This is a genomic window from Bifidobacterium sp. ESL0732, assembly GCF_029395535.1.
Taxonomy (GTDB): Bacteria; Actinomycetota; Actinomycetes; order Actinomycetales; family Bifidobacteriaceae; genus Bifidobacterium.
Genome location: NZ_CP113920.1, coordinates 1,452,985 through 1,466,794, shown reverse-complemented (window position 1 = coordinate 1,466,794; position 13,810 = coordinate 1,452,985). Strand labels below are relative to the sequence as shown.

Here is a 13,810-nt window from a genome sequence, read left to right as displayed (position 1 = left end):
AGGAATCGGTTATCGAATAAAAAAGGAGAGTAGCCAGTCGTACTGAGTTGGCTACTCTCCTTTTCGTTTCCTTTGCGGTTACTGGTGCTACTTACTTCTTGTCGTTTTTGTCCGTTGCGGTCATGGATTTTACAATCTCGACGACCTGTTTCGGCTTGAGCTCGGGCACGTAAGCGTTGACCACGGCAATGCCGATTTGTGCGAGCTTGGCAGAATCGGGATAGCAGATATAAATCGGGGCTGGGCTGGGCTGGAACTTCTTCTTGAAGAAGAACAGCGACTTGAAACCATAAGCCGGCTCAAGCACGTCGGCTGCAATCTGCAGGGCATGTTCGATGATTTCGGTGCCGCTGGGGGAGTCGGGTTTTGATTTAGTTTTGTTTGTAGGTTCGGAAGCTGAAGGGGTAGTGGACTTTTCGTTCTTGTCATCCTCAGGGGATGATGCATCTGCTTTGCTCTTTGCCGGTTCGTTGCCTACAACGTTGCCCGCAGTCTCGGATTGGGCCGTGGAAGCTGCCACACCATTGGCTGCGTTGGTGTCGCCGGCCTTAACAGTGTCTTGCTTCTTGTTCCTATCCTTATTCTCAGATTTGTCGGCCTTTGCGGTTTTGTCGTTTCTGCCGCTCTTGTCGCCTTCTACGGCTTTATCGGCAGCGGCAGGAGCTTTCTCCCCCATGCCGGCCAGCGGAGCCGCCGAAAGGCTCATGAACTCCACGGCATTTGCCGGGTCGTTCTCGCCTTGGTCGCGCAGCCGTTCGGCCATGCGGGCGATAAGGAATTCCATGATGCCATTGGGGCTGTCAGTGCGATGACGCATGAAGTCCAGCGTCCAGCCGATGACCCGGCCATCACGATAGGTCGGCAGCCAGCTCGTGACGCCCAAGACAGTGTCTTCGGAATCAACTGCATACAGCAGCGCAACGCGGTCGTCGCGCAGTTCCTCGATGCCACCGAGCGTGAATTTCATTTCAGGCAAGGCCTTGAGCTGTGCCCACTGCTCGGAGATGTCCACGATTTGCTGGTCGATGTTGAAACCTGCCTGGTCGTAAGTCGTGAGCACATCGGTGATGCCGTCGCGTTTGGCCTTGTTGATGGCGGTTCGGATGTCCTGCCATTTCTTGCCGCGTGTCTGCCATTGGCTGGGGTCAAGGACCATTTCGGTACCGACCTGAATGGAGGACCATCCCATGTTTTCGAGTTCCTTGCGTTGGTCGTCATGGACGGCATAGAAGGAAGGCGACCAGCCTTTTGCGGCGCAGAAGGTGCTAAATTCGCGCAGATCGTTCATATATTCGTTCGGATCACCGAAGGGGCCGGTGACGGTCAGAGCGATGCCGTGCAGCACGCGATAAGCAATGGCGGAACGGCCGGTGGAAGAGAACCAGTAGTGGTTGCCTTCCCAAGTGGTCATGAAACTCATGGATTCGCCGCCAAGGGCGATCAACGCTTCGGCCTTCTTGCGGTCGCGCTGATCGGGAGTGACGTTATCTCGGAACCAGAGGATGAAGACGATCAGTACGGTAAGCCAGAAGAGGACCGTCAGGCCTTCGCTGATCAATGTGGAGATTGTGGTCTGGGGGACAATCAGAGCTGTGGACTTGCGTCCGCCGAAACCGGTCGGCAGAAGCCTTCGCAGCATGTCCATGATCAGAAGCTTGACAGTGGGCCGGGGCTTGAAGTCCTGAGGCATGGCCACAGCGAAGCCGATATAGACGCCGCTGGTGATCAGCAGCATGCCGACCATGGCGATAATGCCATTGCGAACACGGGCTGTACCGGTGGAAACGCTGAAGTGAGGCAGTTCTCGAAGCATCAGAATAATCAGCACCAAAGGCGGAAGAGCGGTGGTGATGAAGGCCGGCATAAAGTTGTATTTAGCGGCCATGTTCGGGCTGATCGGTGTGACGGTAAGTGGGAAGACAACATAATAAATCACGGAAAATACGACGGCCGCGCCATTGAGCACGATGCTCACCCAAGCCGCCAATCGGCGTCCATGGTAGAGCCCCCAAGCCACCAAAGCGAGGGCGGCGATGGGCAATAGCATGTGCAACCAGAGACCAGCGATGGCCAGATGCTGACGAGTGGCGACCAAGCGCATGCAGCTGGTTACCGACTGGTTCACGCTGCAGGAGGTCAAAAGTGAGGAATCGCCCCAGATGGAAGAGGTGAAGAGGCCGAAGGTCGTCAATGGGCCGAGGTGTGAGGTGGAGGTCAGGGCCAGCAGGGGGCCAACGGCCAGCACCAGTTGGGCGAACGCAAAAAGTCGACGGATTTCATAATTGCTGCTGTTGGCCCACTGAATGTGGTCCTTGATCGGGCCGTGCATCAACAGGCCGGTGAGCTGGCCGACAATCGCGGCTCCGAGTGTGCAATAGTCGCCAGGGTTGCCGCTGAAAAGCAGGAGTGTTCCGATGACGGTATAGCCGAGAAGGAGGATGCGCCGCCGCCATAGTACGGATTCGTAAGCGCTTTCGGCCATCAATGCCCCGATGATGATGGTCAAGGGGGAGAGTAGTACGGGCAGGCGTTCCATGCTCTGCCAATCGTGCATGGCCATGTCCACCAGAACACAGACCAAAAGACCCAGTGTGGAACCGATAATGGCGCTGAACAGTGCTGCAAACGTTGTTTTCAAAGCCCCAAGCCGGGATTGTGCCACGGCCAGGATGACGACGATGAGCAAGGTGTAGATGATGAGCATCAGGGGGCTGCGAACAAAAACTGCAGAGCGAAGAATCTTCGTCAGCCAAGGGATGATGTCCTGGCTGTGAAGCTGTTGCTGGAATGGGCCGCCCGGTTTTCCGCCGTTGCGCATACGTCCCAAGAGAATTTCGGTGAGGCTTATGTTGCGTCCATAGGCCGGAGCGCGCAGATGACGTATAGCCGAAGAGACCATATCAAAGATGTTGACGACAAGGAACGCTGCGGCGACAAGGATGGCGAAAAGATGTCCACGCATCCAGCTCAGCAGGTCATGGCCGAGTACCGTCCAGCTTGAGGGGCCGCCCTTCCTGCTTTTCTTGTTTTTCGAGTCTTCGTGATTGTGCATGCTCAATGGCTTTCGTTCTTCGCTTCGTTTGACCATCATATATGATTTGATAACAAACCGTGATGGATTTTCTTTTTAAATAACGTTTAATCTTCGAATTGGTTGGTATTGCCTGTCACCACTTCCAGCAGCGGATAGGTATCGATTCCTTTGCCCGTGGCTCCCAGCCCGGTTTCGGTGCCGAAGAGGTCTATTTGTGCGGTCATTCCTGCGTTGACGGTGTGCCAGTCGTGTCCGGTGCCTTTGACGATTACGGTGGTGACCGACATTCCCGCTTTCATGGCCGCCTTGGAGATGGCTTTCTGGTTCTTTTGTGATTTCGAATCGACTTGGCCCGCGGCAGAGAACCATGTCTGCTTTGAAGGTGAGTTGCGTTCGATGATCTTGATCGGGATGTGCTTGTCGAAGGCTTTTTCATCACCGCCGAAATATTTCTTCACCGTGCTCTCGTGAGATCCGGTGGTCGGTTCAATCTCGCCACCCGCGGAGTAAATATGACCGTAAAGATCAGGATGCGCCGGCCCCAGTTGCGTGGCGCATGTACCACCCTGCGAGAATCCACCAATCAGCCATTTGTCAGGCGACTTCTCGACGGGAAGATTGGACTTGATCCAGTTGGTCACGTCGCGGGTCAGGTAGGTTTCCGCGTTGCCTTCAGACGTATCGGCGCACAGGGAATTGTGTGTCAATGAACCGTTCTGGTCCGGGGAAACCGCAATCGGTGCCATTCCATAGTGTTTGGCGGCGTAGGCATCGAGTTTTTGGCCAAGCCCCCCAGCCATGAAGAAGCGGTCCGGGGTGCCGGGCTGCCCTGCCATGACGATCATGACCGGTAATTTGGGCGGGTTCTTTGTCAGGGCTGCCGGTGGAAGATAGACGTTGGCTGTGCGGGCCTTGAAATGAGACTTCGTGGCGGGAATATCGATCGAATGGACTTGCCCTTGTTTGGGCATCGTCGGCAGCTTGCCGTCCTTGCCCAGCTTTTCCCATTTTCCGACGGTGTCGGTGGATTTGTCGGTTGCCTTGCCGACAATGCTGGGGTCCAGTTTGGAGAATTGGTTATGGCCGAACAACGATCCCAAGGTGGTGTATTCGCCGTAGGTGCCATCAACCTTTAGCGCGCAGGTAATCACCGTAAGAACAATGGTGATGATGGCAATGACACGACGGATTTTTCCCGAATCGATACATGCTGCGACGAGCGCTGAGATTACCGCAAGCCCGTAGGTTATGCTCGTCTCCACTATGCTTCCCAGGCTTACGCCGAAAACCATAAAGACATCGGAAAGAAGCCAAACTACGAAATAGCCGACCAAACCTCCGACAACACCCCACCCTAGCTGCCTTAAAAGAGGGTCAAGCCAGCCATCCTTGGATTTCAAGGCAGCGACGATGACCAGACCGATAATGGTTGCCACGAGCAGGGAAATGGGTAACCAGCCCTTGAGCAATTGAATATTGAAAAACCAGTCCATCGTTTCCTCTGTCGCGTAAAAATCTTCCGTCATGATTCTAGACTCATGGCAACGCCAGTAACAATCAGTCGCAGGAATGATTCCAGATTCGTTCGGACTTTCCCAAGAAAGATATAGTATCGTGTCGTTATGATTATTGAAAACGTTGCAAGAAATGATATGGATTTTTTCTGCGGGTTTTCCTTGTGAAAGCCGGAATATGAGGTTTTACGGCCATTCTCCGCCTGTTGCAGTCGAGATTGGCCAAGCATGCGGGAGACGAATACCGCAAGGGAATGTGATTGATTAAAGGAACAGCAGATGGACGAGTCTGAAAAAACGAAATTCGCTGAGAAAAAAAATTCACGTGATATGCACGATGGGTTATCGCCCGAGCAGGAAGTTTCCGAAAACAGGAACGACGGTCACCAAAGCAAGGTGAAGACAAAATCCGGAGGGCTGCATATTCCAGGCTGGGTCTATGTGCTCTTGTTTGTGGTGTTTGACATCATCATGACCCTCATCCTGCAGCAGGGCGTCTCCCAAAACGACACCCGTGTAAAGCTCGCCAGTCCGCTTACCGGCGTGTGGGGCATGATTTCCAAGATGTGGGAGAAAGGCAATTTCGTCCTTGTCCTGAACCTGCTTCTGCTGGGATTCATCTATCTCGCTGTAATCATGTTGTTCAATCGCTTCTGGATTGCGACACCGGTCATGTTCGTTTTGATTATGCTCATTTCGATCATCGAGCATTTCAAAGTGAGCGTTCGCTATGAGACGATTCTGCCTTCCGACCTGAGCTTTGTTTCCAATGGGGATGCCGGGTCGATCATGAGTTTCATTCCGTCTGGTTCCGGTGGGCTCATTACCGGCGTTGTCATTGCGATGGTATTGGTCGTTGCTTTATTTGTAATACTTAATCATCTCGATGTGCGGCATGGGAAAGTGTTCGGTTTCGAAAACCATAAAGCAGCCAACGATGTCAGTAATCATACCGGAAACCATGAAGACACAGATAAAAGCGGTGTCAACGAGAATAATGCTGATAATAGGGAACGTGCCAGCAGAGTAAAAAGCAAAAGTCTTGGTGCCGCCCTACGCATCCTTCTGATTGCCATTCCGTTGCTTTTGGTGACTGGGTTCAGCTATCAGGTCGGGCAGATCAATACTTTCACCAATTCCTTTGCGAAAACGATGGGCTATATTCCTTCGATGTGGGATTCCGTCTACGACGCGCAGCGCAACGGTCCGCTGGTTTCGTTCCTAGGTCAGGCTCATCCGAAAGTCATGGACCAGCCCAGCGACTACAGCGAAGCCACGATGAAACAGGTCGCGAAGCGCTACTCGGCTGAAGCCACCAAAATCAACAAGACACGCACCACTAAGATGAATGATAGCAGCGTGGTTTTCATTCTTTCCGAATCGTATTCGGATCCTTCGCGTGTACCGGGGCTCAAACTCAACCATGATGCTATTCCCAATACCCGCGAAATCAAGGAGCACACGACCGGCGGCTACATGCTTTCCTCCGGCTACGGCGGCGGCACCGCGAACCTCGAATACATGAGCCTCACCGGGATGTCGATGACTAATTTCGACCCGTCGCTCACCAGCCCGTATCAGCAGCTTATTCCCGGAGAAAAGTGGACGCCGACCGTCAACCAGCTGTGGGGGAGCAAGGAGCATTCCGTCGCATTCCACCCCTACGAGCCTTCGATGTACCTGCGAGCCAACAACTATAAGAAGTTCGGTTTCTCGCACTTTTATTCGCTGGAACCGCCCGAGGTCATCGCTCATCGCCAGAAGATCGATTCCTCGCCTTATGTTTCCGACGCTTCGGCTTACCAGAGCGTCTACGAAGCGATGAAAAAGAACTCTTCGAATGAATTCGTCCAGCTGGCCACGATGCAGAACCACATGCCATATCACAATTGGTACAAGGGCAACGATTTCAAGGCCGAATCCACCGATTCGTCGCAGCCACTCGGCGCCGACGAGAACGAGTCGATTAACACCTATGCCAAGGGTGCAAACATCACCGACAAGGCCACCGCCAAGTTCCTGGAGCAGATGGATTCGCTCAACAAGCCAGTCACCGTCGTCTTCTACGGTGACCATCTGCCTGGTATCTACAAGACTGCTTCGGCCGACCAGAAGAACTCGCTGGCGCTGCATACCACCGACTACTTCATCTGGTCGAACAAGGCCACTGGCCGGCAGGGTTACAAGAGCCCGGACGGAACCTATTCCTCACCTAACTTCTTCATCGCACAAGCTGCCGAACAGAACAATGCCAAGGTCACACCGTTCCTCGCCTTCCTCACCCGTCTGCATGGCAAGGTCTCCGCGATGGAACCGCCTGTGGTCAACCAGATTCAGGGTTGGTCGCGCATTCCCGAAGGCCAGCCGATCTACCTCGACCCCAACGGCCATCCGATGGTTGCCAGCGATTTCGACAAGGAGACCAAGCAACTCATGCACGATTACAAGCTCATCCAATATGATGTCACCGCCGGCAAAGGCTATCTCAAAGACGCCGGCTTCATGGGCTGAGCCGTTAAACGGATAGTCCAGTCGACTATCCGTAGGCGAAGTGAGCGCGGAATATCGTGCGAAGGCGAAATCTTTGATTTTGTTCGTTCAAGTCTACCGCTGAGAATATTTATCCCAACCTCCAATTCTCGAACGTCAAAATATGCCATCAATCAACTTTAAGTCGATCATTCCTGGTTCTTGATAGCGTCGAGGGCGGGGATGCGCACGGCCTTGTTCGCCGGGCCGAAACCGAAAATCAGGCCGATGACGGCGCAGAAGACGACGGCCGCCACGTAAAGCCACCAGGGGATGATGGAAAGGTTCGTGGACGCTTCCTGTCCGTCGCCGATCATCATTGGACCGGCAGCGTTTTTGGCGATGACATTGATACCCAGTGAAGCCAGACCGCTGAGCACGCAGCCAATCAACCCGCCGAGTATGCCCAGCGACGCCGCCTCTGCAAGGAACATCAGGCGTATGTCGCGCACGGAGCAGCCCAGCGCCTTCATGATGCCGATTTCTTTCGTGCGTTCGGTCACCGACATGATCATGGTGTTGGCGATGCCGATAGCCGCCACGAGGAACGCTACCGCGCCGATGCTGCCCAGTGCCAATTGCATCAGATTCGATTCCTTTTGCGCCGCCTTGCGTGAGTCTTCGCTGGAGTTGGTGCTGAATCCCTCGGCGTTGAGCGCATACTGCACTTGTTTGACGTTTTCGATGCTGTCGACCTTGACCAACGCGCTCGAAGAGGCGGGTATGGCTTCGCCGCCAGTTGAGTCAAGTGTCTTGCGAAGTTTCTCCAGGTCCTGCAGATCCATCAGGAAGCCAATGTCGGTGGAATTTCCGGCGGCGACGTTGCGTTTCAAAGAGCCTACCGCGTTGAATTTGTAGATTCGGCTTGTCGGTGCGCCGGCGTTGGAGCTCGATGCCGGGGCGGAATCTATGCCGGTTGGTTTTGTGTTTGCGCCGGAGTCCCCGCTGGATGATTTTGACGCCTCATAGCTCATTTTCAGCGGATCGAAGAACGGCTCGTCGTTGGAAGGCTCGCATTTGCCGGTGGCCTCGTTGTATTCGCAGCCCATTTCCGGTGACATGCGCCTTTCCTCGCCCGCCCCACGGAACTTGTCTTTGAACGCATACGCCGTGTACTTGCCCGCCAGCACCTCGCCGCTTCTCAATGGTTCTCGCCCCGCGGTCAGTTGAAAGCCCATGGCCTTGAGCTGCGCCATGTCGATGCCCTCGAAGACGACGTTGCTGTATTCATCGGTGGTGTAGCGGCCCGAGCCTGTGCTGACGTTGACGACTGGCTCCAACTGCACCTGTTGGGTCGCCGCCACGACATGGTCGATATCACGGAAATTACGGACGGTGCTTTTGGTGATTTTCGGCGCGCTGCCGGAGGCGTTGGAAGATGATGAAGACTCTGGATAAGAGTCCGGGTGGTCCTGTGAGCCGCTCGATACCGAGATGAGGGTCATGTCGCCCATGGCTTTGAGCATCTGCTCACTTTGGACGCTCATACCTTGCCCCAGTGAGATCATGATGAGAATGGAGCATGACCCTACGATCACACCGAGCACGGTGAGTACGGTTCGTGATTTGCGGCGTTTGAGATTCTGGCCCGCGAGTCGTACGATATCGCTGGCTTTCATCATTGGTCCTCATCGCGGCTTGAAAGGCTTTGTGCGGATGTTGAAGTCTGTGGCTCCTGCGTATCCGCGGGTTTTAAGATAACGCTATCCGCGTTGGACGATGCCGGAGACGTACCGTTCCCGGCGACAGGCTGTATCACCTGTGTTGGTGTGCCGTTGGTCCCTTGCGTATTTGCCGGTGGCAGAGCGGCGAAGGTGGTATCGGCGGATTCACCGTCCCAATCGTCGTCGTCATCATCGTCATCGGCGAGGGCGGCGAGCCTGGCTTTTTTCTTGCGATGGCGGTGCACCAATATGACGATCAGCGCGATGACGAGCACCAGTACGACGACGCCGATGATGAGGAAGGGCAGCGGGTTGGGTGCATGCTGCTCCTGGGAGGCCATGGCCTCTGGCGGCGGAGCTGGGGCCTCTACCTGCAGACTGACCGGAAACTCCTTGCTCTGCGGTTTGCCGTTGGAATCCTCGTAGGAGACCTTGAGCTTGGCGTCGAGCTTGCCCGTGCGCTCCGGGGTGAAAAGGTAGCCGATGCTGCCGTTGGCTCCGCTAGCCACGTTGCCGAGGTACTGCGTGGGCGTGGCGGCCTTGAACCCTTCGCCCTCCAAGGTGGCTTCGAGGTTCGAGACGTCGCCTTTGCCTTTGTTGACATAGGCCAAGGTGATGGTGGCCTCCTCGCCGCGGTGTGTGGTCTCGGGAATGGTCGGGGCGTTCAACTGCATGCGGTCGGGCTGGCTGAGCGGCACCGATACCTTGATGTCGGCGGAAGCCGAGGAACGCTGGTTGTTCTCGACATATTCATAGGTGAAGTGGATCGAGATCCCCTGAGCGCCGGTCTTGGCGTCGGCCAGCGCCTGCATCGGCACGGTTTCGGTCAGAGAATAGCCGGCCGCAAGGAAGTCGACGTAGAAGGTGTTGGTGCCTCCCGCGATGGTCAGCATGTCGCCTCCGTCGACGGTGACGACCATGTTCTGCACGGCCACCTGGCCCTTGTTCTGGAAGGTAAAGCCGAGATTGAAATTACCTCCGACCGGTATCGAGCCGTCGCCGTAGGTGAAGTTGGTTATGATGATGTTCGGCACGGGCCCGGCCATCGGCTCATTGACAGTGGCACCGCTGTTGTCGCTGCCGGATTTGACTGTGCTCGCTTCCGTCTCGTCGGCATATGCGTAGCGTTGCGGCGCCAGCAGCACCGAGCCAAAGATCAGGCAGATCGTGGTCACGATGGCGAGCAGCACGGAGGCGAGGCGACGGAAGGAACGTGCCGATAGGGGACAAAGGATGGCTTGGCTGCCTCGGTTGCCGCGGGATGGTTGATGCGCCGCGATGGTGGCGGCCGCACCTTGGATATCTGTTGCTGGTCGAGGAGAGGGGATGGTGCGCTTGTTCATGATGACTCCTTTGTCTGGTTGCGTTCTCGCTGAATCCTGTGGTGAATTGCTGTCTGCCTCGCTGTGTTTCCCTGTCGCCGCGCTACGCCGGGTGGCCGGAATTCGAAGTGACGAAGTCGGGGGTGGCGTTGGTGGTGTCGCTGACGATATGGCCGTCGAGCAACGTGACGATACGGTCCGCGTATGCCGCCATATGTTCGTCGTGTGTCACCAGCACCAGCGTCTGGCGATAGTGTCTGGCAAAGGTGCGCATCATCGTCATCACTTCGACCTTGGTTTTGGAATCGAGGTTGCCGGTCGGCTCGTCGGCGAAGACGACCTCGGGATGCGCGATGAAGGCGCGGGCGATGCCCACCCGCTGCTGCTGGCCTCCAGACATCTGCGAGGGGAAATGCTTGAGGCGCTTGCCCAGCCCAACGCGTTTGAGCATCTTGCTCGCCTTGGCTTCGCGTTCGGTCTTGCCGACCCCAGAGAACATCAGCGGCATCGCCACGTTTTCCACGGCGGTCAGATGCGGCAACAGATTGTAGGACTGGAAGACGAAACCGATGTGTTGTTGGCGGAACACAGCCAGTTCGCGCTCGCTCATCGTCGAGATATTGCTGTGCCCGATGCGCACCGAACCTTTCGTCGGTTTCTCCATGCCGGCCATCTGGTTGAGCAACGTCGATTTACCTGAACCGGATTCCCCGAAAATGCAGCAGATCTGCCCGCGCGGAATATTGAGGTTGATGCGTGCCAGGGCAACCACCTTGTCGTCGTCGACCGCGTAGACCTTGCGCAGGTTATGGATGCTGACGAACTCGGGAGGCCTGTGTGGCGGTGGTATGGGTTTGAGGTCGACGCCTGTTCTGTCGTTGCCTGAAGTCTCGAGATTTGTCGCCATTGTCCTGCCCATCTTCATCGACTGCCGATGCAAACATCCGGTATTTCAATAAACTACAGGAATTCCACCAATTTCGCAATCGTCTCTAAGGATGACTCGTTTTGGGAAGTATGGCCTCATCTAAGATGTCGGTACAACCCATGGGCATATAAGTTGCCAAAATAAATGAAATTGGCAAAGTGTTGAAGAGACAACATACTAATAGCTCAATTGGGCAGCGAGGCAAGATGTAAATGAACAGACTTATATCCGCCGCGTAAGTGCAAGAATATCGATGTTTTGCCTTGATGCACTGGTCTGTCAAGTAATTGTTTTCAACAAAATCGAATGATATTTGCTATTCAATGTGCTTTGTGTTGTCTGGAACGACGGCTTCCAAAGCTTTGGCACCGATGTCGTGGCGGTAGAAGAAGCCGGTGGTGTTTAGGACGTCTAGAGTGTCGTAAATCTTGGACTGGGCGGCTTTAAGAGTGGGAGCGACCGTTTCGTAGACCAAAACACGGCCGGAAGAGGAGACCAAACCGGTTGTAGAAGCTGAGTCGGTAGGCTTCTGATTTTTGGAGGGCTTCGGTGTTTTCACGCCGGCATAATAGATATGTGAATCCGGGTCGGTGGGAATAGCCGGAACTGGAGTACCCTTCTTCGGATTGTCTGGGTAGCCGTCGGCAGCGAGCACCACGCCCAGGGCTGTGGCATCCGTACGCCAAGTGAAGGTCGGTTGTTCGTCATTTAAGATCGCGTTGATGCCTTCGCCGAGGTCGCTGGTCAAGAGTGGCAGCACAGCTTCTGTTTCGGGGTCGCCGAAACGGGCGTTGAATTCGATGACCTTCGGGCCTTCCTCGGTGGCGATAAGGCCGGCATAAAGGATACCCGTGAACGGCGTGCCCTCGTCGGCCAAAGCCTGGACTGTGGGGCGAATGATGGTGTCGATAGCGGTTTTGACGGTTTCGTCGCCGATTTGGGGGACGGGGCTATAGGCTCCCATGCCGCCGGTGTTCGGGCCTTTGTCGTCGTCATAGGCGCGTTTGTGGTCCTGCGAAATGGGCATTGGCCAGAATTCGGTGCCGTTGACGAAGCTCATCAGCGAGAATTCCTGGCCTTCAAGGAAGTCTTCGACCACGACTTTGAGATCGTCGTTACCGAAACGACGTTCGATGAAGATGTCTTCTAGGGCACCAAGTGCCGTCTGTTCATCGAGTGCCACAGTCACGCCTTTTCCGGCGGCCAACCCGTCGGCTTTGATAACGATAGGCGCGCCGTGTTCGGCAACATATGCTGCGGCCGCTTCATAGTCGGTGAACGTGCGGTAGGTGGCGGTCGGGATGGCATGACGGGCCATAAGCTGCTTGGCGAAATCCTTGGAACCTTCGACCTGCGCAGCGGCACGGGTTGGCCCGAATGCCTTGAGCCCGACCTCGCGGAAATCATCGACGATGCCATGCATCAGCGGCACTTCGGGGCCGACCAGCGCCCAGTCATAGCTGCTTGATTGCATGAATTCGATCAGCGCCGCGTGATTGGACGGATCAATGTGGGTGGTGCGGATGCCATCGAGCTCCATACCAGGGTTGCCGGGTGCGACGGTGACTTCGTCGACGCACGCGCCCTTGAGCAGAGTGGCGGCGATGGCATGCTCGCGCGCACCCGATCCGATGACCAAAATCTTCATACCCATTTCGTGTCCTTTCCGCGGTTCTTACCTTATTCAATTATGTTGCAAAGTCGTGTTTTACGCTGAGCACTTAGTTGATTTTCGAGATTGACGGTGTCTCACAGATCTATCAATCTGTCTTGCAGATCATTTGAATCGTACGCGTTGCTCATTACTGGGTTCTGAGACAATTGAACCGATGACATGACCGGTTTCGCCGACCGATTCAAGGGCTTCGAGCGCCTGCTTCACGTTCGCGGAATCAACTGCCAAGACCATGCCGATGCCCATGTTGAAGATGTTGAACATTTCTTCGTGATCAATGCTTCCGGCCCGTTCGATGATGTCGAAAATCGGCGGAATGCTCCATGTGCCGATTTTTACGGAAGCGGCAAGGCCGGTAGGAATCATACGAGGAATGTTCTCGATGAACCCGCCGCCGGTGATGTGTGCGACGCCTTTGATAAGCCCCGCTGCGAAAAGCGGCTTGAGCGCCTTGACGTAGATTTTGGTCGGTGTGAGCAAGACGTCGCCCAGCGTAGCATCGCCGAGTTCGTCAAGTTTGGTATCCACGCTATAGCCGGCTTCGTTAAAGAGGGCTTCACGTACCAACGAGAATCCGTTGGAATGCACACCTGAGGATTCCAAGCCGATCAGTGAGTCGCCTTCGCAAATGCTTGAGCCGTCCACAATGGCAGACTTTTCCGCGACACCCACGGCGAATCCGGCCAAATCGTATTCGTCTTTGTCATACATACCAGGCATTTCCGCCGTCTCGCCGCCGATGAGGGCGGATTCCGCTTGAACGCAACCGTCTGCCACGCCGGAAACCACCTGCTCCAGAAGCGCAGGATCATTCTTGCCACACGCGATGTAATCGAGGAAGAAGAGCGGTTGGGCACCTTGAGCGGCGATGTCGTTGACGCACATCGCCACACAGTCGATACCGATGGTGTCGTGTTTATTAGCCATTTTGGCGACCATCAGCTTGGTGCCTACGCCGTCGGTGCCGGAGACCAGCATCGGCTCCTTGTAGCCGAGGCTTGCCAAGTCGAAAAGCCCGCCGAAACCGCCGATGCCGCCGACCACGCCAGGGCGGTTGGTGCGTGCGACATGCGATTTGATGCGTCGGACGACTTCATAGCCAGCCTCGACGCTAACTCCCGCTTGTTCGTATGCTTCAGGCATG

General features: G+C 55.4%; 8 protein-coding genes. 1 reads left to right on the top strand and 7 read right to left on the bottom strand.

Annotated features, from left to right (window positions below):
• Window positions 1-91 precede the first annotated feature (91 nt).
• Both OZX70_RS05710 and OZX70_RS05705 read right to left on the bottom strand, forming a co-directional pair.
• A complete protein-coding gene (locus OZX70_RS05710; RefSeq protein ID WP_277182127.1) occupies window positions 92-3,052 on the bottom strand; it encodes a phosphatidylglycerol lysyltransferase domain-containing protein in 2,961 nt (986 codons plus the stop codon).
• A gap of 86 nt (window positions 3,053-3,138) precedes the next feature.
• Window positions 3,139-4,560: an alpha/beta hydrolase-fold protein gene (locus OZX70_RS05705; RefSeq protein ID WP_277179774.1), complete on the bottom strand. Its 1,422-nt coding sequence runs from the start codon at window positions 4,558-4,560 to the stop codon at window positions 3,139-3,141.
• Window positions 4,561-4,827: 267 nt separating this feature from the next.
• On the opposite strand from OZX70_RS05705, the gene OZX70_RS05700 reads away from it, so the two are divergent.
• The gene (locus OZX70_RS05700) at window positions 4,828-7,059 is read left to right on the top strand and encodes an LTA synthase family protein (protein WP_277179772.1); all 2,232 of its coding nucleotides are present in this window, start codon (window positions 4,828-4,830) and stop codon (window positions 7,057-7,059) included.
• A 167-nt stretch (window positions 7,060-7,226) separates the two neighbouring features.
• On the opposite strand, the gene OZX70_RS05695 is transcribed toward OZX70_RS05700, so the two are convergent.
• The 5 genes from OZX70_RS05695 to purM all read right to left on the bottom strand — a co-directional run bounded on the left by OZX70_RS05695 (window position 7,227) and on the right by purM (window position 13,809).
• Window positions 7,227-8,699, bottom strand: a complete 1,473-nt coding sequence (locus tag OZX70_RS05695; protein WP_277179770.1) for an ABC transporter permease — start codon at window positions 8,697-8,699, stop codon at window positions 7,227-7,229.
• Complete coding sequence (locus OZX70_RS05690) at window positions 8,696-10,084, bottom strand: ABC transporter permease (protein WP_277179768.1); 1,389 nt, start codon at window positions 10,082-10,084, stop codon at window positions 8,696-8,698. The genes OZX70_RS05695 and OZX70_RS05690 overlap by 4 nt, the downstream gene beginning before the upstream one ends.
• A gap of 82 nt (window positions 10,085-10,166) precedes the next feature.
• Window positions 10,167-10,877 (bottom strand): ABC transporter ATP-binding protein, encoded by a 711-nt coding sequence (locus OZX70_RS05685; protein WP_277182126.1) that lies wholly within the window; start codon window positions 10,875-10,877, stop codon window positions 10,167-10,169.
• Window positions 10,878-11,307: 430 nt separating this feature from the next.
• Complete coding sequence (gene purD / locus OZX70_RS05680; protein WP_277179766.1) at window positions 11,308-12,645, bottom strand: phosphoribosylamine--glycine ligase; 1,338 nt, start codon at window positions 12,643-12,645, stop codon at window positions 11,308-11,310.
• Window positions 12,646-12,768: 123 nt separating this feature from the next.
• Window positions 12,769-13,809 carry a phosphoribosylformylglycinamidine cyclo-ligase gene (gene purM, locus OZX70_RS05675; RefSeq protein WP_277179764.1) on the bottom strand — a complete coding sequence of 347 codons (1,041 nt, stop codon included), beginning with the start codon at window positions 13,807-13,809 and terminating at the stop codon, window positions 12,769-12,771.
• Window position 13,810 lies beyond the last annotated feature (1 nt).

Bases quoted from the DNA above. Each gene is read 5' to 3' on its own strand.
- purM (WP_277179764.1), bottom strand. From the start codon at position 13,809: ATGCCTGAAGCATACGAACAAGCGGGAGTTAGCGTCGAGGCTGGCTAT.
- OZX70_RS05695 (WP_277179770.1), bottom strand. From the start codon at position 8,699: ATGATGAAAGCCAGCGATATCGTACGACTCGCGGGCCAGAATCTCAAA.
- OZX70_RS05705 (WP_277179774.1), bottom strand. From the start codon at position 4,560: ATGACGGAAGATTTTTACGCGACAGAGGAAACGATGGACTGGTTTTTC.
- OZX70_RS05690 (WP_277179768.1), bottom strand. From the start codon at position 10,084: ATGAACAAGCGCACCATCCCCTCTCCTCGACCAGCAACAGATATCCAA.
- purD (WP_277179766.1), bottom strand. From the start codon at position 12,645: ATGGGTATGAAGATTTTGGTCATCGGATCGGGTGCGCGCGAGCATGCC.
- OZX70_RS05710 (WP_277182127.1), bottom strand. From the start codon at position 3,052: ATGCACAATCACGAAGACTCGAAAAACAAGAAAAGCAGGAAGGGCGGC.
- OZX70_RS05700 (WP_277179772.1), top strand. From the start codon at position 4,828: ATGGACGAGTCTGAAAAAACGAAATTCGCTGAGAAAAAAAATTCACGT.